This is a genomic window from Sutcliffiella horikoshii (assembly GCF_002157855.1).
GTDB classification, from domain to species: Bacteria; Bacillota; Bacilli; order Bacillales; family Bacillaceae_I; genus Sutcliffiella_A; species Sutcliffiella_A horikoshii_C.
Map to the genome: position 1 here is coordinate 1,572,941 of NZ_CP020880.1, position 22,831 is coordinate 1,595,771.

Consider the following 22,831-nt stretch of genomic DNA (forward strand, 5'->3'; position numbering starts at 1 on the left):
AGGAGACTAATCTTGAAATAGGAGTTTTAGTATATGAAACAGCATGAGCAATGGACGTCTAAGATTGGCTTTATTTTAGCAGCAGCAGGGTCCGCGATCGGCCTCGGTGCGATATGGAAGTTTCCGTATATGGCGGGGACAAATGGTGGAGGAATATTCTTTTTGTTGTTTATTCTTTTCACGGTCATTATCGCTACACCCATGTTACTGGCTGAGTTTATAATAGGCAGGAGTACACAAAAGGATGCGATTACAGCGTATAAGACCTTGGCTAAAGGGTCTAAATGGCATTATATCGGAATTCTTGGAGTAGTTGCCTCCTTTATTTTATTATCCTTTTACAGTGTTGTAGGAGGATGGATTGTTACATACTTAGGTAAAAGTTTAACAGGGGGACTTTCTCAATTTTCACTTGAGGAATATGGAGGACTTTTTGAACAGACAATAGCCAATCCAACTCAAGTGTTGATTGCCCAGTTTATTTTTCTTGCCATTACCATTTGGGTGGTACAGGCTGGAGTGCAAAGTGGAATCGAAAAAGCCAGTAAAGTTTTAATGCCATTATTATTTATTATTTTTATGGTGTTGTTGGTTAGATCGCTGACATTAGAAGGTGCATCAGAAGGGATACTTTACTTTTTACAACCGGATATTTCTTTAATCACTCCCAACACATTTTTGATGGCACTTGGACAGGCCTTGTTTTCATTGAGTGTTGGTATATCCATCATGGTGACCTATAGTTCTTATCTGGAAAAGGGAGAAAATCTTGTTCGATCTGCCGGATCTGTAGTTTGGTTGAATATCATTATCTCTCTTTTATCTGGTTTAGTTATTTTTCCGGCTGTGTTTGCTTTAGGGCTGCAACCTGATGAAGGACCTGGTCTCGTATTTGTCGTATTACCGGCAGTTTTTGATCAGTTGCCACTTGGCGGAATCTTCTTGACTATGTTCTTAGTCTTGTTATTATTTGCGACTTTGACCTCTGCCTTCTCTATTTTAGAGATAATAGTTGCAGTTATCGTAAAAGACAACCAAGAGAAAAGAAGGAAGATTGCCATAATCGGAGGAATGATCATTTTCGTTTTAGGGATACCTTCCGCATTGTCATTTGGTATTCTATCTGGAATAACCATTGGAGAACGTATCATATTTGATGTAGCTGATTTTCTCGTGAGTAATATTGCCTTGCCTGTAGGTGCATTCTTCATTTCCATTTTTGTTGGATATCGAATACCGAAGAATATCTTGGAAGATGAATTTTTCCAAGGATCTACCGTTAAGAAAGGTTTATTCCAAGTTTGGTACTATCTGATCAGATATGTGATCCCGGTAGGAATACTTCTTGTCTTTTTACAGTCATTTGGACTTTTCGGTTAGTTAAATTAAATTATCTTTTAAAACACACTCGACTTTCTTGGTCGGTGTGTTTTTTTTCATTCCACCTACAATTTACAGGGGAAACAAGGAAGTTATGACAGATATTCCTATTGGGAAAACAACCCTCGTTTTTCTACTTTAAGAGCGACTTCTGCCTAGTGTTTTCCCAATATGAAAACTAGCTGTCAGGTGATAAACTGTCCTTAATAGTTCTCAATAGTGAGAATTATTAAAAAACTTTATTAGAGGAGTGAATTTATTGAAAAAGTGGACGAAAGGTTTATCGGTCATACTTATCGCAATACTTGCTTTCTCTTTAGCTTTTGGATCTGCACAAGCAGCAGCTTCTGGTCCGAGTGCTAATGCAAAGAAAGAGTACTTAGTGGGATTTGCTAAAGGAAACAAAGCAAATGCTCAGTCTTCCAAAAATTTAATTACAGCTGCTGGTGGCGATATTCAACATACATTCCAGTACATGAATGTAGTGGAAGTGAGCTTGCCTGAAAAAGCGGCTGAAGCATTAGCGAAAAATCCTAACATTGCATTTGTAGAGGAAAACGCAGAAGTTCAAGCTACTGCACAAACAGTTCCTTGGGGAATTCCTCACATTAAAGCAGACAAAGCGCACGCTTCAGGTGTAACAGGAAGTGGAGTGAAAGTTGCGGTCCTTGATACAGGAATTGATGCAAACCATGCGGATTTGAATGTTAAAGGTGGAGCAAGCTTTGTTTCTGGTGAACCAAATGCCCTTCAAGATGGAAACGGGCACGGAACACACGTAGCAGGAACGGTTGCTGCATTGAATAATTCGACAGGAGTGCTTGGTGTAGCTTATAATGCGGATCTTTATGCAGTTAAAGTTCTTAGCGCTTCCGGAAGCGGTACATTAAGTGGAATTGCACAAGGAATTGAGTGGTCCATTGCTAATGATATGGACGTTATCAATATGAGCCTTGGTGGTAGTACCGGTTCCACAGCACTTCAGCAAGCTTGTGACAATGCTTATGCTAGTGGAATTGTAGTGGTTGCGGCTGCTGGAAACTCCGGTTCTAGAGGTAAGAGAAACACAATGGGTTACCCTGCTAGATACAGTTCTGTAATTGCAGTTGGTGCGGTCGACAGCAGTAACAACCGTGCATCTTTCTCAAGTGTTGGAAGTGAGCTTGAAGTAATGGCTCCAGGTGTAAGTATCCTCAGCACGACTCCTGGAAACAACTACTCTTCCTTCAATGGTACGTCTATGGCTTCTCCACATGTTGCAGGAGCAGCTGCACTAATCAAAGCAAAATACCCTAGCATGACGAATGTACAAATTCGTGAAAAACTAAAAAATACTGCCACTAACCTTGGCGATTCGTTCTATTATGGACATGGTGTAATAAACGTGGAAAGTGCTTTGCAATAACTAAGTTGTTCCCCCTTTGAATAGAAGCACCAGGATCAACTCTTAAATAGAGAAGGCACTGGTGCTTTATAAATTTTTTATAGGAGAGTGAGTTTTATGAATAGGTCTTTAAGAAAATTAGTTACCTTATTTTTAGCCGTAGTTATGGTTCTATCCTTCTCATTTACGCCATCAGATGCAGGTGCACAAGGCAAGCCCTTAATGAAGGAATATCTGATTGGTATAAAAAGTGGTCCGTCTGTAGCCAAAGCGGACAAGCTAGTATCCACTCTCGGCGGTTCGGTGGAGCATCAGTTTAAACATATGAATGTGTTACATATCACGTTGCCGGAAGTGGCTGCCGCAGCACTTGAAAAAAATCCGTTAGTAGAATATGTGGAAGAAAATGTGGAAATGCACACAACAGCACAAACGGTTCCTTATGGGGTACCTCATATTAAAGCGGATGTGGCACATGCACAAGGTGTTACAGGGTCTGGCGTAAAAGTGGCAGTTCTTGATACAGGAATTGATGCAAGCCATGAGGACTTGAATGTAGTAGGCGGGGCAAGTTTTGTTTCCGAAGAACCGGATGCTCTGACAGACGGCAATGGTCATGGTACTCACGTGGCAGGAACCATTGCAGCTGTAAATAATAATACGGGAGTACTTGGTGTCGCTTTTGATGTAGATCTTTATGCGGTAAAAGTATTAAGTGCTGGCGGAAGCGGTACACTTGCAGGCATCGCTCAAGGAATCGAATGGGCAATTAATAATGATATGGATGTTATCAATATGAGTTTAGGTGGCAGCACTGGTTCGAGTACGTTGAAGCAGGCAAGCGACAATGCCTATAACAGTGGTATCGTTGTCGTGGCTGCAGCTGGTAACAGCGGTTCTTTCTTTGGCTTAATAAACACAATCGGATATCCTGCAAGATATGATTCTGTTATTGCGGTTGGTGCCGTAGATTCTAATAATAACCGCGCTTCCTTCTCAAGTGTGGGAAGTCAACTTGAAGTGATGGCTCCTGGAGTTTCCATCAACAGTACATTGCCAGGCAATCAATATGGGGAATTGAATGGAACATCCATGGCATCTCCTCATGTGGCAGGTGCTGCGGCATTATTACTGGCGCAAAATCCAGATCTGACAAATGTAGAAGTTCGTGAAAGGTTACGCAGTACGGCAACCAACTTGGGATCGTCCTTCAATTACGGCTATGGTGTCATTAACCTTGAAGCGGCATTGCAATAAACTAACAAACCATTAAACTAAGACCCTCCCTTGTGAGATAAAGGGAGGGTCTTTTTTTTAGAATTTTCCATAAACCTTTGATTTCCGTTCCAGGCGCTTCGCTTGCCTGCGGGCGGTCCGTAAGCCTCCTCACTCCGTTGCGGGGTCTTACCTGTCCCTTCCTCCCGCGGGCGTCTACGCGCCTTCCACTACAATCAACCAAGTGACTTCATTCACTTAAATTATAAAAACCCACTAGACTCCCCAGCTTTATGCTACTTTAATATATATCTACCAAAAAACAATTTTTTTAAAAAAGTTGAAACTATTTCATATTAACCTGCATCTTAAGTATAGACCTCAAAAAGAAAGGAGGGTGAGCGAGCTTTGCACCTAGTGGAACAATTAAAAAATAAAGAAGAGTCCGCGCTAAAAGAATTGATGACTATTTATGGAGACTATCTTTTACGAACAGCATATTTACTGGTAAAGGACAGTCATCTAGCTGAAGAAGTGGTACAGGATACTTTCATCACAGCCTTTAAAAAGATTCATCAACTAGATGAAGAAGAAAAACTAAAAAGCTGGCTCACCTCCATTACAGTCAACCGTTGTAAAATGCAAATGCGTAAGTGGAGCTTTAAGAGCATCCTCTTAAACTTTGAATTTGCCGAACGAGTTACAGAGGACGAACAGATAGAAGGTCCTGAGGCGCAATTATTACTTGATTTCCAGAATCAATCTTTAAGTGAATCGATACAAAAGTTGGATTATAAATACAGAGAAGTAATCATTCTTTATTATTTTAACGAGATGAAAATAAGCGAAATTGCTGTGCTGTTAGCTATTGCAGAAAGTACAGTGAAAACAAGGTTAAAACGAGGACGCTCTAATTTAAAGAACATTTTCGAGAAAGGGGAGGATGAAAGTGCAACACAAAGAAAAACTAGCGGTTAAAGAAAGACTTGATCATGAGTTAAAGGACTTCCATTTTACCGGGTCTGAAAAAGTTATACAGAAATCGCATCCGAAAAGTTTTGCGGATAAAATTTCATCCTTCTGGAATAAGGAAATTGAGTTGCCTGTCCTTCCAATCGTAGTGGCCGCTACCTTAATCTTCTCGACTATCTCCCTAAAGGATGACCTAAATAGTGAGGTCACCACAACGCAGGCCGAACGTGAAATAATCCAGATAGCTGGATACACCTATTGGAAGGATGACTATGAAAGAGCGGTGAAGGAACATGAAAATAAAAGTGAAAATTAAGCACATAGTGTTATCTGGAGTAGCGTTGATTTTATTCCTTCCAATTTTCTTCTATTTAATACAACCACAGTTCACGATATACATGGCTAAGCAACAGATGGTAAATGGGGAGCAAATGGGAAAAGAGGGAATACAGGAGGTGCTAGACAATGAGAAAATTTTTACTGAGCAGAGATACGCACTTATCCGGGAGTTTATGATGGGGGACTCTTATACGATGGAATATGATGTGTATGTCGGCACGACCTCAACTCATTGGTCTGATCCCCAGGAGTCTAAATTGAAATTCTCTATTCAAGAGCGCCTACCTTACTTGTTGGAGTATGTGGAAGAAGGACCGACTGATGGATATATGGAATCAGCGGCTGGTGAAGTAGCGGATTATTACAACCAGAAAGGCGAATGGCAAAAAGGGAATAGAGTGCTGCAAACAGCTTTAGACAGGGGAAATAAAACATATTTCAGATCGGAATTGGCATTCAAACAAATTGATTTGGCCGCTCAAAATGAGAAATATGATCTTGCCTTAAAATATATAGAAGATTACACTGCAAATGTGTCAGCAGATGACTATACAAAAGAAAAAGTAGATAGGATTAAAAATGGGTTAAACTCAGACTCAGTTAATATTGTTCGAGGAAAAGTACTTCTCAAATCCGATGGTGAGACACCTATGGACGGTGTAGGGGTATTTCTCCGTGATAAGAACAATTTGCATTACAGCATTGGTGCGTATGAACAATACCAATCAGTAACCAACAAAAACGGTGAATACGTATTTAAAAATGTTCCAACAGGCAGTTATCAGCTGGGATTTGGGTTTACCTTTGATCAGATAGATGGTTATACACTTGCCATGCCTGCAGATCCTTGGGTTGAAGTGAAAGGTGAGGATGTTGTTGCACAAGATTCCGTCATTAATCCTTTGATTGACATCCATCAGCCGGTTAATTCGGAGGAAATTACAGATAATCAGCTTCATTTTTCATGGGAACCTGTGGAAGAAGCGGCATACTACAGTATTAGTGTAGGCAGAGAAGTGGAGGGGGGATCCGTATCGCACGGTTTGAAGAGTGGTATTAAAAGCACTGAACTCACTGTTCCCGTGGAAGATCTTTACTTTTCGCAAGGAGTCATTCAGTTTACAGAAGAAAGTGACGGGAAGGGGATTGATTATTCTTCTGTACTAGGTTTCGCAGATCCTAATGGCCGCTTTTTCTGGAATGTGGAGGCATATGATGAAAAAGGTAATTTAATTACGCAAAGCCAAGGTTACAGATTAGGAGCCGACACATTTGGAAACCTGCCGACTTTTTATTTAAAGAACAGAGAATTGACAAAAGCAGATAGAGTTTTGTTAAAGAATAAGCCAGATGAAGCATTGGATATGTATAAGCAAAATTATGCTAAGAATCCAAATGACCTGCATAGTTTGCTAATGATTAGCAAGATTATCGGTGTCGAGGAGTCGGTGTTTAACAAATCAACAAAAGATTTGGCAATACCTTACTTAGAGGTTTTGGCTGAAAAAGCCCCTAACGAAATCTTGTTCCTTGATATTCTCCAATACTATTATGAAAAAGAAGATTGGCAAACCTATAAAAAATGGTATGAAAGGTTTGAAGGTATAAAGGGAGATATTTTAAATGAATATATTGAGGGAACTCACGCAATGGCCCTCTTAAATCAAGAAAAGTATGAAGAGGCAAAATCACAGTTTCGACTGGTAATGGAGCAAGGATATAGCCATGAACATATCGGCGATTGGCTAGCACTAGAACTGTTTTTAGGTGATCCTTTTGATTATGTATTAGAATTGGCGCAAGAACATCCAGAGCAAGGGATTTATGATGTGAGGGTTGATTGGGAGCTTTTAATTAAAAATCTCCAAAGTGAAGAGGGACAGTTTGATGGATATAGGGAAGAACTTGAAGAGGTAATTGGATGGCACTTTAAGGAGGAAAATGAAAGACTAGAAGATTGGTTGAAAACGACAACTAAGATAGAATTGAAGCGGTTTATTGAACATTTGAGAAAATAAAAGGGAAAAGGAACGACTACTTGTGCATAGAGTCGTTCCTTTTTTCTTTTTTGCTTATAAGTTTTTCAAAAAACGTTCCATACGGTCCATTGCTTTTTCAAGTGTTTGCATGTCATAGGCATAGGAAAGTCTTACATACCCTTCTCCTAGCTCAGAGAATGCACTACCTGGTACAACCGCGACGCCTGCTTCCTCTACAAGTTTTAACGCAAAATCAAATGATTTCATCTTATACTTCTCAATTGAAGGGAACAGGTAAAACGCGCCACTTGGCTTTACTACCTCAAGCCCCATTTCCCCAAGGCGTCCATACACATAGTTCATTCTCTCTTGATACTGTACTTTCATATCCTCTGCATCATTAATTCCTGTTGTTAAAGCCTGTAATGCGGCGTATTGAGAGACGGAACTCGCGCAGGAAACGTTGTACTGATGTACCTTTAACATCTGTTTCATCACATATTCAGGACCAAATACAAGCCCTATTCTCCAACCTGTCATGGAATGGGATTTGGATACACCATTGATGACGATGGTTTTCTCTCGCATGCCGGGGAGGGTGGCAATAGATTGATGCTTGCCCTCAAAAACAAGTTCACTATATATTTCATCTGACAAAATAAAAATATCCTTGTCTTGCAACAGGTCTGCAATTTTTCTTAATTCCGTTTCTGGTAATGCTGCACCAGTCGGGTTAGATGGATAAGGTAGAATGATACAACGTGTTTTTTCCGTAATATTTTTTTCTATTAGATCTGCTGTTAATTGAAAACCAGTCTCTCTCGTATCGATATGAACAGGTATCGCCCCGCAAAGTTTTATAATAGGTTCGTAACCTGGATAGACTGGCCCAGGTAAAATCACTTCCGTTTCCGGTTCTAAAATGGTACGAAATGCAATATCAATCCCTTGACTGGCACCAATGGAAACAATCAATTCAGTCTCAGGGTCATAATCCATCTTGTATTTCTTTGTAACAAACTCAGTGGCAGCCTTCCTAAGTTCAGGGATGCCAGCATTAGGTGTATACACGGTTTTATTCATTTCAATGGCAGCTTTGCCGGCTTCTTTTACATGTGTTGGAGTAGGAAAATCGGGTTGCCCGATGGTAAGTGAAAGTACATCATCATATTTTGCTACAAGGTTGAAAAACTTTCGAATCCCTGAAATTTCTATATCTTTTACATTCGAGTTGATTAGATGTTCCATACAAATTGCCCCTTTATGTATTCAAGCTTTTTAAGTTAGTGTAACTGACTTTTTTCCCCTTGTCCAAGAGATTATTCTAGTAAAATGTATAGGTAGGAAGAGGGGTTCCTTGATACCTAGAAAGAGAGGGGAAACGTTTGTTTGGTCTTTGGCGTACTAGGGAAGACCTATAAAAATAAGAAGCTAGTAGGATAGGAAAAAACTTACATAACCTTTATAATAATTATAAACACAGAATATTCACATAATTTTAGTTGCCGTCTCCATTGCTTTGGATGCACTCCTTTCACCTTTGTATTACTGGGATTTGGTGTCTGTTGGATTCCGTCTGAAAGGGGATTGTGTAATGGATATTGTGCTACAAATCTGGGTTACGTTGTTGGAAAGGTACGCAGAGGAGTTGTTTTTTCAGGATTCATCATCAGGGGTCTTTTCGTTTATGATTATTGGGGTGCTCGCTTACTTGTACAAGCAGGAAAAAGAGACAAAGAAACAATGTTCTTGCTGCCAAACAGAGGCGAAAACAATAGAGAAAAAGCTCCCTGAAAAGCAAGAAGAAGCGGAATGAAGTTTCCGCTTCTTTTTTTGCTTTTTACTGTAAGTGAGAGAACTGATCTAATAGGGCATTATATTCGTTTGATAGTGTTTTGAATTTTTGACGGTTGCCTTCACCTAATGCTAGATCTATTTCGTTCATCAGCCTGTTTTTATGGAATTGAAAGACAGAAGAGTCGACAATGATTTGAGCGACTTTCTCCTCTCTGGTCATATCAAAGCTTTTGAAGTTGGAAACAGATTGTTCAGGTTGAAAAGAAAAATGCTTATTCATAATTTCTACCCCCTGTGCGGAATTTTGGAATGCGTATTAATGGGTGAATCATGAAAAGGATGGAATATATGCTTGCTCATCCTTTTTCCTATTATCTGATATTTTGTCCTGTTTGTGAAGTATCATTTTTAGAAAATTTAGATATATCAGAAAAAATAGTGGAAACTTTGTTAAAGTGTGACATTTGCTTAAAAGATATTGTTTGGTTACTTATTTTTGAATATACCCAAAATAGCAATAGGGAAAACAATTAGAGTGTATTAACCTTAAAAAAGTTGAAGAAAGAATAGTCATCTGTTGAAATCAATGGTGATTCGGAAAAATAATAAAGTCGTGGACGAGAATTTTAAATTTACTCTTGAAATATCAATAGAAAACGAATATTATTAGTAAGGTTTCAATAATACATTCGTTTTTGGAGGAATTTTAAGTTGGAAAACTATTTTGATTTTAAAAAGTTTAATACGTCAATTAAACAAGAGGTATTAGCGGGGATTACGACTTTCCTTACGATGGTTTATATAATTTTTGTGAATCCGGCTATTCTTTCAGCAGCAGGTATTCCATTTGAACAAGTGTTTATGGCAACAATCATTGCCGCTGTGATCGGGACGGTAACCATGGGACTATTTGCAAAGTATCCAATAGCGGTTGCTCCCGGGATGGGCCTTAATGCATATTTCACAAGTGTTGTAGCTACTCAGGGACTTACCTATCAAGCAGTGTTGGGAACGGTGTTTTTAGCTGGACTAGTTATCATTATTTTAAGTTTGACCAATTTAAGAAAAGCGCTTATTGAAGCGATACCTGCGCCATTAAAGTATGGGATTACAGCGGGTATTGGCTTATTCATAGCGTTTCTTGGATTAAAGATGGCAGGTATTGTAGTTCCGAGTGATGCAACGATGATTACACTTGGAGATCTCACAAGTCCTGTTACGGCGCTTGCTATCGGAGGACTGTTCGTCACCCTCATTCTTATGGCAAAACGGGTATCCGGTGCCCTGTTTTATGGTATGGTTTTGACGGCAATCGCAGGCTATTTCTTTAATATGCTTTCATTTAACGGCATTGTGGATATGCCTCCTGCACCTCAGTTCATCCATATTGGAGATGCACTTAGTGGGGTAGTGACAAACGGTTTATATACTGTGGTATTTGCATTCATTTTAGTTACTATTTTTGATTCTACTGGAACGCTTGTAGGAGTGTCAGAACAAGCTGGATTTATGAAGGATGGCAAATTGGCAAGAACGAAGCCTGCGACACTTTCCGATGCGATAGCAACGACAGCTGGTGCAGCCCTTGGGACAAGTCCTTCTTGTGCTTATATTGAATCTTCTGCCGGGGTTGCTGCGGGTGGCAGAACAGGATTGACTTCTATTGTGGTAGCTGGATTGTTTCTTTTATCGATGTTCTTTTCCCCGGCAATTTCCGCTATATCCAGTTTACCGGCAATCACTGCACCAATATTAATTATTGTGGGATGTTTTATGATGGAAGGTCTTGCAAAGATACAATGGAGAAATTTTGATGAAGCATTCCCTGCTTTCGCCATTATTTTGACAATGCCGTTAACTTCAAGCATCGCAACAGGGATAGCGGTTGGTTTTATTACGTATCCCATCATGAAAGCTGTAAATGGAAAGTGGAAAGATGTTCATCCGCTCATTTACGTATTTGCAGTTATATTCTTAATACAAATGATTTATTTTCCGGCACACTAACGGATAAAAAACGACGCACCCAACTTTTTCGGGTGCGTCGTTTCTTATTTAAATGTAGGAAAGTATAAATTCCACTTGATTTCCGTTCCACGCGCTTCGCTTGCCTGCGGGCGGTCCGTGAGCCTGCCTGCGGGGTCCACCTGTCCCTTCCTCCCCCGGGCGTCTGCGCGCCTTCCACTACAATCAACAAGGTTACTTCATTCAACTTAAGGTTAAAAAAGATATTTAACGAGAAACTGACAAACCAATAACAATTCTTTTAACCAATTTCTAGCTGTGGATTGGAGCAAATGGCGTAGACTCCAGCGGGGGAGTAACGGTAGGTTGAGACCCCGCAACGAAGTGAGGAGGCTCAAGCACCGTCCCGCGGAAAGCGAAGCCAATTGCGGAAAGGAACAGCGGACTAATCAAATAACTTATAAATAAAAGGGGAGAGAGGACCCGCACTTTCTTAGCCTTCTTGATTAAATAACCCTTCTTCTGCATCTTCCTGAAGTCTTTGTAGCCATTTTAATTCTACTTGGCAGAGTTCATGGGCGTTTTCCATGATGGCTTGCGACCCTTTTGGGGCATGGATACCATATTGATTATATACTCTTTCCAGCATTTCAAGTTGCATTTTTGTATGGGAGATTCTCGCAGATAAGGCCTCTCTAATCAGGTTTTCATTCCCAAGATGTATAAATGCAAGGGCTGTGTACATTGGATGAAAGTGCGTGCTTTCTGCTTGTATCTGCTTTTTTAGTAACTGTTGAAAAGCTTCTTTTCCATCAGGAGTGATGCTATATATGGTCTTATCAGGACGAGTCTGGTCTGTTACGACTTGCTTGACCTTAATAAGTTTTTTGTTAAGAAGCTGCTCTACGGCATAGTAGAGGGAGCCTTTTGCCATTTTAATATATTGCTCCATGTTACGGTCATGCATCACTTGTTGGATTTCGTATGGATGCTTGTCTCCTTCCATGAGGAGACCAAGTATTACAAGTTTTATTGCCAAATTCGATCACACCTTTGTATGTAAAGAGTGGTTTGTCTTTTATTATAAAGGAAAGATGAGATGTCGGATACTAATAATGGGTTTAGCGGTATATTCAAACGCAAATTGAAATCCGACTATTGAGGTAAGTTATTGGAAATTGTCATGTATTTCTAGACGAACTCATACAAGAAGCCTATAATGGATGGGGTGCTAAATTATAAAATTTAACACTTTACCCATTAAATTGAGTCCGGTGGGTAATATAAGTAATGTTGTTATTAATTGGAGGATTTGTTTTGAATGATTTATCTAATTAAACCGCTAATTGTTAATATAACCATCATCTTTTCATTGATGTTCAATGCGAATTTATTCTTTCCCTTCAGCAAAAGAAAACCCCTGAATTTTAAACAGTCAACCATACTTGGATTGTTTAGTGCATTTTCTGCAACGTTGTGTATGCTTTACCCCATTGAAACACTGGAAGATACTAATTTTGACTTTAGGATGATACCAATCATAATTGTTACGTTGTATGGAGGCTGGTATCCTGGCCTGCTTTGTACAGTTATAGTCGTAATGCTGCGATACTTGATTGGTGGAGAGTATGTTTACGTTGGTATTGCGGTTTCCATTCTTGCTTTAGGAATAGGTGTCTTGTTCCGTTCTGGCTTTCTTAAGAGCGCCAATAAAGTGTTATATGGAGTTATTGTCATATCCTTCTATTATTTGGTATATATTTTCATTTTGTTTAGTACAGTATCTTTTTTAGATATTAATTTTTATATTGTTTATTTTCTTGCATTCAGCTTAACTTTTACGGCTTTGATATTTACGGTAGAAAAATTAATCATTGCTAATCAACAGTTTGATGAAACTTTGTATCTGGATAAACTTTCAACAGTCAGTCAAATGGCAGCAGCATTTGCTCACGAAATCAGAAACCCCATTACAACTGTCAGAGGCTTTATTCAATTTATTAACTCCGACACCAAAGACGAAAATTTAAAGCAATTTGCTCCACTCATTCTTGATGAATTGGATCGGACCAATAAGATTATCACGAATTATCTGACTGTGGCACGGCCGACAAACTTCACTTTATCATATATAGATGTTAATAAAGCCCTGCAAGACTCTGTAGAGTTGCTCAGACCATTCGGGTCATACCGCAATGTTTCCATAGACCTTAACTTAGAGGGGGAGCATTATATCTACAGTGATGAACAACATTTAAAGCAGGTATTAATGAACATCATTAAAAATGGAATTGAGGCAGTGGATGAAGAGCAAGGTGGATATGTGAAAATCGTGAAAAAGCCTGCAGATGAAAGAGGGCAGGTTGAAATCATCTTTGTGGATAATGGAATAGGAATGAGCGAGGAGCAATTAGAGAAACTCGGGTTACCTTATTATACGACAAAAACAAAAGGTACAGGATTAGGAAGCATGATAACAAACAGGTTGATCCATGAAATGAAAGGTAAAATCCATTATGAAAGCAAGGTTCATAACGGCACATCTGTCACAGTTAAATTACCTATTGTTATCAAAAACTAAGTAAACAAAAGAGGCTGATGTTGAAAATCAACGCCAGCCTCTTTTCTATTTTTTCCATAAAGAAACTTCACCAGTATTTCGATTTACCTTGTACCATCCGCGTGATAATTTTTCCGGTTGATTATTAAAATGTACAAGATCAGATACATGAAATAAGTAAAATTCCCCATCAATGCCCTCGTAAGCAACATCTGTACTATCATGCCTGGTAAGCTCCAAATACTTCATTAGACTTGATCTCGCTTCTTGTCTAGAGATTTTCCCTTGATCATTATCGCCATTTGTGTTGTCTACGTTTATCAATGCTTCATTCCGTGAATCTCTTATCAGTTCATCATTGGACATCAATCCAGGTTGTTTTCTTTCTTCTGTTATCGTTGGTCCCTTTGCACTTTCTTCATCCCTTTGATTGGCACACCCACAGGAAAGAACAAATACTAATGGAATAATTAACAGTTTTTGATGCATGCATGACACCCTCCTTCATATCTTTCACATGTCGATTATTGATAGTATGAAGTAGGAAGAAAGATTTCATGCAAGTTAGCGTTTTTAGCAGAAATGAACAGCATATAATGGGAAAAGATAGACAGCGTGTAAATATTACGTAAAAAATCATGTAGAAAGGAGGAGTGGGGGGGTTATTAGAGAATAGTCTTCTTATCACATTAATTGATGGAGGAAGTTTTAATGGCAAATTTGGAACCGAAAGTACAAAACGGAAGCAATCAAGAAAAACCAAAATCTCCATGGGCCTTATATTTTTCCCTGCCTATTATTTCTTGGGCTCTTTATGATTTTGCCAATACTATTTTTTCATCCAATATCATTACGATATTTTTCCCTTTTTATTTACAGGAAGTGATAGGGACAAATGAAAGAATGGATCAAATTGCAAGTACATTTCTATCATATGCAAACGCAACGGCCAGTTTTTTTCTGGTTTTGTTTTCTCCTTTATTCGGGGTAATGATTGACCGGACAGGAAAAAGGAAAAAATTCATCATTCCTTTTACCTTAATAGCCGTTTTTTCCACTATCTTCATGGGTGTTTTTGCATCTCTTCAAACTTCCCAAACAATGTTTGGATTACCGGTTAGTTTCATATTAGTGCTCCTATTGTTTGTGGTAGCAAAGTTCTTCTTTCATTCCTCCCTCATCTTTTATGACACGATGCTTCCAGACCTGGGGACTAAAAAGGAATTGCCGTTAATATCAGGGTTTGGTATCGCAGTAGGGTATATGGGGACATTGCTCGGGCTCACGGTATACCTATATGTGGGGGATAGTGATTTTCATCGGGCTTTTATCCCGACCGGAGTACTATTTCTTTTATTTTCTTTGCCTTTGTTCTTCATTTTTAAGGAAAAGCCTAAGGAAGTTCAAGAGAAAAAATCATTTTTCAGTGGCTATAAAGAGATCTATCAGACGTTTAAAGAGATGCGTTTGTATCGACCTGTTTTTCTCTTTATGATTGCGTATTTCTTTATCAATGACGCTATTGCTACGGCGATTGCGATGATGGCTATCTATGCAAGGGCAATCGGAGGCTTTTCAGCAACTGAATTTATATTGCTTTATTTAGTTTCTACTGTTTCGAGTATTATCGGGTCATTTATCTATGGTTATATCTCAAGAAGTATCGGATCAAAACTTGCGGTAGCATCCGTAGCTGGGCTCTTGATAGTGGCATTATGTTTTGCTGTCTTTGCCATCGATCCTTGGATGCTTTGGCTTGCAGGAAGTTTATTTGGAGTCGCTCTTGGTGCAACATGGGTAACGTCCAGAACGTTTATCATAGAGCTGACACCAGAAGGGAAAAGAGGGCAGTTCTTCGGACTCTTTGCCTTTTCCGGTAAAGTTTCCTCCATTGTCGGACCGCTGTTATACGGAACCATCACCTTAGTACTTGCAGGCTACGGAAACCTCGCAAGCCGGACAGCACTTGGCTCCCTAATCATTCTGGCCTTCATCGGCCTAATCATCACCCTGAGAGTACCATACAAAAAAGAAGCGTAAGTAAGCTTCTTTTTTTTATAAATAAGAGAGTATAAAATCCGGTTGATTTCCGTTCCAGGCGCTTCGCTTGCCTGCGGGCGGTCCGTGAGCCTCCTCACTTCGTTGCGGGGTCTCACCTGTCCCTTCCTCCCGCGGGCGTCTTCGCGCCTTCCACTGCAATCAACAAGATAACTTCATTAACTTTTAGGATTTCCTAAGAGGTATGGTATTTCCCTGAGTTAACTGTATAAGTAATAACGTTTCGTTCTAGTGATCTAGAGCTGTTGATTGGAGCAAAAGGCGAAGACTCCTGAGGGAGATAGTGCTAGGTGGAGACCCCGCAGGCGGAGCCGAGGAGGCTCCAGCAGCGCCCCTAGGAAAGCGAAGCCATTTGCGGAAATCAACAACGGAGCTTAACCAATTATTTTAAAAGGTCCGGGCAGTTTTGCTTGGTTCTTTTAGTATTCTATTTTAATTATCTATTTATAATAAATATAATCTGGTTGACAGCAAATAATGATATGAATATAATATAAAATGTATTAAATAATAATTATTATAAAAAGATAACTCATATAATAAAAAAGGGAGAGAGTAGAATGAAATTAAGAGAACAAATGCCTGAACTAACAGGCGCAACAGAATGGATCAATGAAGAAATTACAATGGACGAGCTAAAGGGGAAAGCGACCCTTATCCACTTCTGGTCAGTAAGCTGCCACCTTTGTAAGGAAGCAATGCCTGAAATCAATGAACTGCGTGACGAATATGACGACGACTTGAATGTAATCGCAGTACACATGCCACGTTCAGAAGATGACCTTGATATCGGCGTAATTCGTTCCATGGCAATGGGCCACGACATCACACAACCAATTTTTGTAGATAGTGAACATAAACTAACAGAAGCATTCGAAAACAAATACGTACCAGCTTACTATGTATTTGACGAAGAAGGAAAACTCCGCCATTTCCAAGCAGGCGGAAGCGGAATGAAAATGCTAAAAAAACGCATCAACCGCGTTTTAGGCATAGAAGAAAAATAAAAGATCAACAGTCCAAGAGAAACCATAAATACGGTTTCTCTTTTTTTGTCTGAATAAAAGCATGAACTTCCCACATATACATAGCTATAGAGTTTTATCGAGAAATTAACTGGGGAGGAGGCTGATGAAAAAAAAGCATACAAACCCATGGGAAACAATGAACGATAAAATTGACGAAGTATTGGGAGATAAGTTTTGGAAAGATATGCTTCCTGTCATGCCAAAACGTATCCCTCTTATCGACATCATGGAAACCGAAGACAAAGGACTAATAATAATGGAACTTCCCGGATTGAAATCTGCTGAAGACATCCAAATCTCCGTCAGAAACAATCAATTATTCATTAAAGGCAGCATTCCATACCCCTACCCCATTCCAAGAGAAAACTTACTACAGGGAGAAAGATTTTTCGGTGACTTTCAGCGTGTTGTTCAAATCCCTTTTTCGTTTGTACCAGAGAAATTGACCGCACAATACAAACAAGGTTTACTAACGCTCATATTTCAAAAAAATGCACAAGATGTATCAGTTGAGATAGATTTTATAGAATAATTATATTTTGTAAGGAGGGGGCAGCTTGAAGTTTGAGGTGAAGGATTTTAAAGTGGACATTCTGATGAACTCATCCTCTTTAAATAAAGGGAAAAATGTAAGTTGGAATACGAAGTCAACACAAAAGGAAAATCAAGGTTTTGGAATACTTTCAGGTGAAAGGAACTCTATCCGACAATCAAGTAATACAGTAAAAAGCCAAAGTGGCGGCAACGAACAAACTTCATCCTAAATGGTTGTGATTATTTATGTCTAACAATGATGAAATGGAAAGAAGGATTCAAGATTTAGAAGCAAAAATTGAGCAACTTACCACACAATTTAATAAGATGAATGATACAAAACAGCAGGTTGTCCACTATCATATCAAAACATTAGAAATACAAAATGCTCAAATTGATAAACTAAATTATCATCTCGATAGTATCGGTATCGAACAACTTAGCGGTACGTTAAATATAGGGAACAATTTTGACGCTAAACAGCAAACTCCCATAAAGGAACCTCAAAAAAATAAAGAAACTAACGAAAAAAATAGCCGATCCTATCGTCCTTTAAAAAAACAAAAAAATAAAAGCGAGGAAAGCCAGCACATAAGTGTGACAAATAGAAAAAACGGATTATCCGTAAAAATCAATGGGAAGGAGGAGAGTGGATGAGCGATTATTCGCCTAATTTCTTCATAGGAAGCATCCGGATCGGAGTAGTGGAAAGTGCTTCTTGTATCAACATGGGGAACAATTACCCTTCCCAGTTTCAAAGTCATAAAAAGCATAACCAAGGGGTGGGAAACATAAGTGGCGATGAAAATGATATTCATGGAACGAAAAGCCAGGTTAGTGACTCTTCCTTTATTGATATGTTTGAGCAAACAGAAGATCAAGAATTGCCACAATGGCTGCAAAATGTAATAAAAGAAAAGGAGGGCATGCATGCCGAAGAGAAAACCGATTAATTGCTAGATTTATTCTGTACCGGCATATCCACCACATCAGGATCGTGGACGATATTTAGATTGGAATCAGAATCATTAAATTCTCCCGCTACCACACCAAACCCCATATTTGTTTTTTGGTAGGTGCTCCAATTGGCCTGCATGTTTTCTCCTGTAAATATCCCGGAACAATTCATAATGGACATGACTTCAATTTTATCAAGCAGTATGTGAATTTGCGACGAATGATTTCTTGTCAAAATAACGCCCCCTTAAAATTGTGCCGTCGGTTGCGGGTTGTTGATTTCTGGATTCGCAATGGAAGTATCAACACCGTCTGCATCAAATACTACGTTACAAACATTCGTAACTGCTACTGCTCCTATTTCAATTCCATTCCCCATGTTGATTTTCCCCTGAGTGCTCCAATCCGGTTGGTTGTTCTGACCTGTGGAAACGGCAGAACTCTGGCTGATGCTGTTGACATTTATTTGATTAAAGATGATGGAAACTGGCAATTTGAACCCTCCAATCGTGGCATTTCGGACTTCTTTAATGTAAGGTATTCCTTTAAAACGCATAACGTGAAGAAAGTGATAAATTAACAGAAAATAAAAAATGTTTGTTGAAAATAAAAAACAGTATGATACTATGTAATTACGGCATAATTAAGGAATATTTCCTTTATTGGATAATACAACTTGAAAGGACGTGTTACATAGATGGATTTAACGATACCAGCAATGGATGAACTCTTGTTTAAACAGCTAATTGAGTTCAGAAGAGATGTACATCAGTTTCCTGAAATCAGCGGCGAAGAATATGAAACCTCTAAAAAAATACAAGCGCAACTTAGTAAACATGACATCCCTTTTCAAACAGGTTTTGCCAAGACAGGTGTTCTTGGAATAATTAAAGGTGCAAAACCGGGTCCTACAGTTGCATTAAGGGCGGATATTGATGCTTTGCCTATTACGGAGAAAACGGACCTGCCATTTGCTTCTCTTAAACCAGGAAGCATGCATGCCTGTGGACATGATGCCCACACGACGATGCTTTTAGGCGCAGGGATTTTATTAAATCAATATAAACATGACCTGGCTGGAACGGTGCTTTTGGTCTTTCAACCTGCAGAAGAAGCTTCACCAAATGGTGGTGCGAAACCGATGATGGATGACGGAGTGTTTGATGAATATGTCCCGGATGTTATTTTTGGACAACATGTTTGGCCCGATCTACCTGTAGGCCAGATTGGTATTCGGTCTAAAGAAATGATGGGGGCAACAGATCGATTTAAAGTGGTGATAAATGGTTCCGGTGGTCATGCCAGCATGCCGCATCAAACAAATGACGCCATAATTGCAGCTAACCATATGGTGACCATACTACAAACCATCGTGAGCAGGAATGTGAACCCTATTGATGCAGCCGTTGTAACGGTCGGAAGAATAGAAGGCGGATACAGGTATAATGTGATAGCTGATACCGTAACGCTGGAAGGTTCCATTCGCACCTACAAAGAAGAAACAAAAGCCAGAGTAAAAGAAAGATTCTTTGAAGTAGTGGAACTTACTGCAAAAGCAATGGGTGCAACTGCAGATATTGAATATATTGATGGATATGAAGCAACCATTAATATGCCTGAATGGGCAGAGGTCGTAAAAGAAACGGCCAACAAATTACTGGGATCTGAAGATGCAACCCCAACTGTCGATCCGTCACTTGGAGGAGAAGACTTTTCCAGATTTCTTAACAGGTATCCAGGAGCCTTCTTCTGGCTGGGTTCAGCCGTTGAAGGTAGAGAAGTTCAAAAACCTCTCCATGACCCTAAATTTGAATTCAATGAAAAAGCCCTGCCAATAGGTGTGAACATGCTCGTTGAGGTCACATTAAACGCACTGGAAAAACTCCAACATAAAAACTAGGAGGCGGATATTAATATGGCGATAGACGTTTCAGATTTTGTTTCTTCCATATCGGATTCTTTGATCTCTTGGCGCAGACATTTACACAAGTTTCCCGAACTGGGTTGGACCGAATATGAGACAACCTACCTCATTGCGAAGGAGCTTGATAAGCTTGGCTATCCTCTATCCTTAGGTAAGGATGCCTTAGTGTCCGAAGAGAGAATGGGCGTTCCGAATCATGATGTTCTTCGTAACGCTGAAAATAAAGCTCTCCAAAACGGTGTACCTGCAGAATGGATGTCAAAAATGAAGGGTGGTCATACTGGTGTAGTTGCCAGACTTGATACTGGGAGGCCTGGGAAGCATATAGCACTTCGTTTTGATATTGATGCACTTCCGATATTGGAGAATAAATGGTCATCTAAAGATCATTTCCCGACTATACATGGATTTTCATCACAATGGCCAAATGTGATGCACGCATGCGGTCATGATGGACATGCGGCAATAGGACTCGGTTTAGCCACTTTTCTTTCAACCTATCAAGAAAAGTTATCAGGAACCTTTACTCTCCTCTTTCAACCTGCAGAAGAGGGAAGCAGAGGGGCAAAATCAATGGTCTCAAAAGGTTGGTTGGATGATGTGGATGTATTCTTAAGTGGGCACATCGGGATCGCTCCGATGCAGATTGGTGAGGTAGTTGCTTCTGCACATGGATTTCTAGCTACATCTAAACTTGATGTTTTATTCAACGGGAAGTCTGCACACGCAGGTGTGGAACCCCAAGAAGGTAGAAATGCCTTGCTTGCTGCAGCCTCAGCATCCATACACCTTCATGCTATCCCAAGGCACTCAGGAGGAGAAACGAGAATAAACGTCGGCACACTTCAAGCAGGTAGCGGTAGAAATGTCATTCCGGATCATGCGGCAATGTCATTGGAAACGCGCGGGGAAACAAGCATCCTCAATCAATATATGGAGGACGAAGCTACTAAGATCATTCAACATTCCGCTGCAATCTATGGTGTAGATTGTGACATCCAGTTAGTAGGTAAAGGAATAGAAGCTTCCTCAGAGCAAGGATGGAAAGAGTTCTTGGATGATGCAACAAAGAGCAGCAAGCGGGTGAAGAAGGTAACAGAAACGTTACCACTTAAGGCATCAGAGGATGCAGCGTATATGCTCAATCATGTAAGAGACCGGGGAGGGAAAGCCACTTATTTTATCTTCGGTACACCACTTGCGGCTGGCCATCATCATCCACTATTTGATTATGATGAAAAGGTTCTTGACGTGGCACTTGACGTATACATCTCCTCTATTCTATCTTTATCCTAGAATAGAAAAGTGTGGTATATCTGCTTTATTATGAGGTGAAGAAGTGAAAGTTAAAATAGGTATAATCGGTCCAAGTGATTCCACCGAGAGAATCATGTTAGTCGGAAAAGAATTTAAGAATGTTGAATTGTTTTCTTTTCCATATACAGCACTAGAAGAAATCGATTTAATCATCAATAATAACAAGGGATCAGTCGATCAATGGATGTTTTCTGGTCAAGTTCCCTTCACATATGCAATGTCTCGGGATTTGTTGAAAAAGAATGAGGGTGGATTCGCTGAACTTTATGGCTCTAGTTTTCTTGGGACCCTTTTAGAAGCTCAAGTGAAGGAAGGAAAGATCCTCAAAACAGTTAGCCTTGATACAATCAGGCAAGACAGAATTGAGATGAACAAAAACTTTTTCTCTCTTCAAGCAATAAACTTCCATTCCTATTCCTATGAAGGAATTGTAGCGGTAGAAGACTTAGTTTCTTTTCATCAAGAATTATATGAAAAGAAAGAAATCGAAGTTGCCTTTACTTGTATACAGGCCGTCTATAGAAAACTGAGGAAACTAAACATCCCTTGCTTTCGGGTAATACCGTCCGACCTTGCCATATTGTCTAGCCTGGAAATATTGATTGAACGGGCACATTCATTGCGATATAGAAAATCCCAGATTGCCATTCTAGGAATTGAAGTCATTCATACAAAAGCTTCGCTTGAAGAAATGCACTACTCTCATAAAATGAAAATTAAGGAGCTTGAGTTAAAAAGATTAATGCTCCGATTTGCAGAAGAGGTAAATGGTTCTTTTGTACAATTTGGTGACGGACTTTTCTTTCTCTTCACAACAAGAGGGGAGCTTGAGTGGCATATTGAAGGAGAGTCACTACTTCAATTGGTAGAGGATATCAAAGTGCAAAGTGGACTGAAAGTAAGGTTAGGACTGGGATTTGGTGAGACGGTACTAGCAGCAGAAGAAAATGTAAGGCAGGCGTTTCACCATGCACGAGAACAGGATTCCTCTACACTAGTTTGTGTTAACGAAGACCGAGAAGTCACTGAATTCTTTGGTTCGTCCGACAGGCTTTCTTTTCAATCACGCTCACTTGGGGAAGAGTGGGAAGAAAAGCTCAAAGATCTTACTATTAGTCCGACGATTGTTTCTAGAATAAAGTCATTGGCACATTACTATCAAAAAGATGTCGTCACATCACAAGACCTGGCAAGTTGGCTGAAAAGTACGGAAAGAAATGCAAGGAGAATACTTACTGAAATGGAACGGTCGGGCCTTATAAAAGTCTCTGGGGAAGAACAATCTGGACATCGTGGCAGACCGAGAAAAATATACAAACTATCTTTTTTGTGAGTGAAGGGGAAATCGCAGTTAGATTTCCCATTTCTCAAAAACGGATGAAATAACTGAAAATTTATTATATTATAAATGGAACGAATGTT

General features: G+C 39.6%; 24 protein-coding genes. 18 read left to right on the forward strand and 6 right to left on the reverse strand.

The window, feature by feature from the left end:
- Positions 1–33 precede the first annotated feature (33 nt).
- The 6 genes from B4U37_RS08195 (at position 34) to B4U37_RS08220 (ending at position 7,308) form a co-directional block, all read left to right on the forward strand.
- Positions 34–1,380 (forward strand): sodium-dependent transporter, encoded by a 1,347-nt coding sequence (locus B4U37_RS08195; RefSeq protein ID WP_088017820.1) that lies wholly within the window; start codon positions 34–36, stop codon positions 1,378–1,380.
- Between the two features lie 259 nt (positions 1,381–1,639).
- Positions 1,640–2,785 carry a S8 family peptidase gene (locus B4U37_RS08200; protein ID WP_088017821.1) on the forward strand — a complete coding sequence of 382 codons (1,146 nt, stop codon included), beginning with the start codon at positions 1,640–1,642 and terminating at the stop codon, positions 2,783–2,785.
- 96 nt (positions 2,786–2,881) lie between these two features.
- Positions 2,882–4,021: a S8 family peptidase gene (locus tag B4U37_RS08205; RefSeq protein WP_088017822.1), complete on the forward strand. Its 1,140-nt coding sequence runs from the start codon at positions 2,882–2,884 to the stop codon at positions 4,019–4,021.
- 366 nt (positions 4,022–4,387) lie between these two features.
- Positions 4,388–4,957, forward strand: coding sequence for an RNA polymerase sigma factor (locus tag B4U37_RS08210; protein WP_088017823.1), 570 nt, complete (start codon positions 4,388–4,390; stop codon positions 4,955–4,957).
- Positions 4,929–5,267 carry a hypothetical protein gene (locus tag B4U37_RS08215; protein WP_088017824.1) on the forward strand — a complete coding sequence of 113 codons (339 nt, stop codon included), beginning with the start codon at positions 4,929–4,931 and terminating at the stop codon, positions 5,265–5,267. Before B4U37_RS08210 ends, B4U37_RS08215 begins: the two co-directional genes overlap by 29 nt.
- Entirely contained in the window at positions 5,245–7,308 is a 2,064-nt protein-coding gene (locus B4U37_RS08220) for a peptidase associated/transthyretin-like domain-containing protein (protein ID WP_088017825.1), read from the forward strand. Before B4U37_RS08215 ends, B4U37_RS08220 begins: the two co-directional genes overlap by 23 nt.
- A gap of 54 nt (positions 7,309–7,362) precedes the next feature.
- Here the strand turns inward: B4U37_RS08220 and B4U37_RS08225 are convergent, their stop codons facing one another.
- A complete protein-coding gene (locus B4U37_RS08225; protein WP_088017826.1) occupies positions 7,363–8,517 on the reverse strand; it encodes an aminotransferase A in 1,155 nt (384 codons plus the stop codon).
- A gap of 346 nt (positions 8,518–8,863) precedes the next feature.
- On the opposite strand from B4U37_RS08225, the gene B4U37_RS08230 reads away from it, so the two are divergent.
- Positions 8,864–9,085, forward strand: coding sequence for a hypothetical protein (locus B4U37_RS08230; RefSeq protein ID WP_088017827.1), 222 nt, complete (start codon positions 8,864–8,866; stop codon positions 9,083–9,085).
- 24 nt (positions 9,086–9,109) lie between these two features.
- Here the strand turns inward: B4U37_RS08230 and B4U37_RS08235 are convergent, their stop codons facing one another.
- Positions 9,110–9,346 (reverse strand): IDEAL domain-containing protein, encoded by a 237-nt coding sequence (locus tag B4U37_RS08235; RefSeq protein WP_088017828.1) that lies wholly within the window; start codon positions 9,344–9,346, stop codon positions 9,110–9,112.
- Between the two features lie 431 nt (positions 9,347–9,777).
- Between B4U37_RS08235 and B4U37_RS08245 the strand changes: the two genes are divergently transcribed.
- A complete protein-coding gene (locus B4U37_RS08245; protein ID WP_088017830.1) occupies positions 9,778–11,073 on the forward strand; it encodes an NCS2 family permease in 1,296 nt (431 codons plus the stop codon).
- A gap of 451 nt (positions 11,074–11,524) precedes the next feature.
- Here the strand turns inward: B4U37_RS08245 and B4U37_RS08250 are convergent, their stop codons facing one another.
- Positions 11,525–12,070, reverse strand: coding sequence for a PadR family transcriptional regulator (locus B4U37_RS08250; protein ID WP_088017831.1), 546 nt, complete (start codon positions 12,068–12,070; stop codon positions 11,525–11,527).
- A gap of 282 nt (positions 12,071–12,352) precedes the next feature.
- Here B4U37_RS08250 and B4U37_RS08255 point away from each other — a divergent pair, with 282 nt between their 5' ends.
- Positions 12,353–13,612 carry an ATP-binding protein gene (locus tag B4U37_RS08255; protein WP_088017832.1) on the forward strand — a complete coding sequence of 420 codons (1,260 nt, stop codon included), beginning with the start codon at positions 12,353–12,355 and terminating at the stop codon, positions 13,610–13,612.
- Positions 13,613–13,657: 45 nt separating this feature from the next.
- On the opposite strand, the gene B4U37_RS08260 is transcribed toward B4U37_RS08255, so the two are convergent.
- Positions 13,658–14,080: a hypothetical protein gene (locus tag B4U37_RS08260; RefSeq protein WP_088017833.1), complete on the reverse strand. Its 423-nt coding sequence runs from the start codon at positions 14,078–14,080 to the stop codon at positions 13,658–13,660.
- Positions 14,081–14,302: 222 nt separating this feature from the next.
- Between B4U37_RS08260 and B4U37_RS08265 the strand changes: the two genes are divergently transcribed.
- The 6 genes from B4U37_RS08265 (at position 14,303) to B4U37_RS08290 (ending at position 18,164) form a co-directional block, all read left to right on the forward strand.
- On the forward strand, positions 14,303–15,631 hold the full coding sequence (locus tag B4U37_RS08265) for an MFS transporter (protein ID WP_088017834.1): 1,329 nt from the start codon (positions 14,303–14,305) through the stop codon (positions 15,629–15,631).
- A 578-nt stretch (positions 15,632–16,209) separates the two neighbouring features.
- Positions 16,210–16,656, forward strand: coding sequence for a TlpA disulfide reductase family protein (locus B4U37_RS08270; protein WP_088017835.1), 447 nt, complete (start codon positions 16,210–16,212; stop codon positions 16,654–16,656).
- A 124-nt stretch (positions 16,657–16,780) separates the two neighbouring features.
- Positions 16,781–17,209, forward strand: coding sequence for an Hsp20/alpha crystallin family protein (locus B4U37_RS08275; protein ID WP_088017836.1), 429 nt, complete (start codon positions 16,781–16,783; stop codon positions 17,207–17,209).
- A gap of 25 nt (positions 17,210–17,234) precedes the next feature.
- Complete coding sequence (locus tag B4U37_RS08280; protein WP_088017837.1) at positions 17,235–17,441, forward strand: hypothetical protein; 207 nt, start codon at positions 17,235–17,237, stop codon at positions 17,439–17,441.
- 16 nt (positions 17,442–17,457) lie between these two features.
- Positions 17,458–17,868 carry a spore germination protein GerPC gene (gene gerPC / locus B4U37_RS08285; RefSeq protein WP_088017838.1) on the forward strand — a complete coding sequence of 137 codons (411 nt, stop codon included), beginning with the start codon at positions 17,458–17,460 and terminating at the stop codon, positions 17,866–17,868.
- Entirely contained in the window at positions 17,865–18,164 is a 300-nt protein-coding gene (locus tag B4U37_RS08290; RefSeq protein WP_088017839.1) for a hypothetical protein, read from the forward strand. Before gerPC ends, B4U37_RS08290 begins: the two co-directional genes overlap by 4 nt.
- On the opposite strand, the gene B4U37_RS08295 is transcribed toward B4U37_RS08290, so the two are convergent.
- Positions 18,161–18,403 carry a hypothetical protein gene (locus B4U37_RS08295; protein WP_088017840.1) on the reverse strand — a complete coding sequence of 81 codons (243 nt, stop codon included), beginning with the start codon at positions 18,401–18,403 and terminating at the stop codon, positions 18,161–18,163. The genes B4U37_RS08290 and B4U37_RS08295 overlap by 4 nt on opposite strands.
- Before the next feature lie 12 nt (positions 18,404–18,415).
- Positions 18,416–18,661, reverse strand: a complete 246-nt coding sequence (locus tag B4U37_RS08300) for a hypothetical protein (RefSeq protein WP_088017841.1) — start codon at positions 18,659–18,661, stop codon at positions 18,416–18,418.
- Positions 18,662–18,865: 204 nt separating this feature from the next.
- Here B4U37_RS08300 and B4U37_RS08305 point away from each other — a divergent pair, with 204 nt between their 5' ends.
- The 3 genes from B4U37_RS08305 to B4U37_RS08315 are packed head-to-tail and all read left to right on the forward strand — an operon-like array spanning position 18,866 to position 22,742.
- Positions 18,866–20,068, forward strand: a complete 1,203-nt coding sequence (locus B4U37_RS08305) for a M20 metallopeptidase family protein (protein WP_088017842.1) — start codon at positions 18,866–18,868, stop codon at positions 20,066–20,068.
- A 15-nt stretch (positions 20,069–20,083) separates the two neighbouring features.
- Entirely contained in the window at positions 20,084–21,388 is a 1,305-nt protein-coding gene (locus tag B4U37_RS08310; protein ID WP_088017843.1) for an amidohydrolase, read from the forward strand.
- 43 nt (positions 21,389–21,431) lie between these two features.
- A complete protein-coding gene (locus B4U37_RS08315) occupies positions 21,432–22,742 on the forward strand; it encodes a helix-turn-helix domain-containing protein (protein WP_088017844.1) in 1,311 nt (436 codons plus the stop codon).
- Positions 22,743–22,831 lie beyond the last annotated feature (89 nt).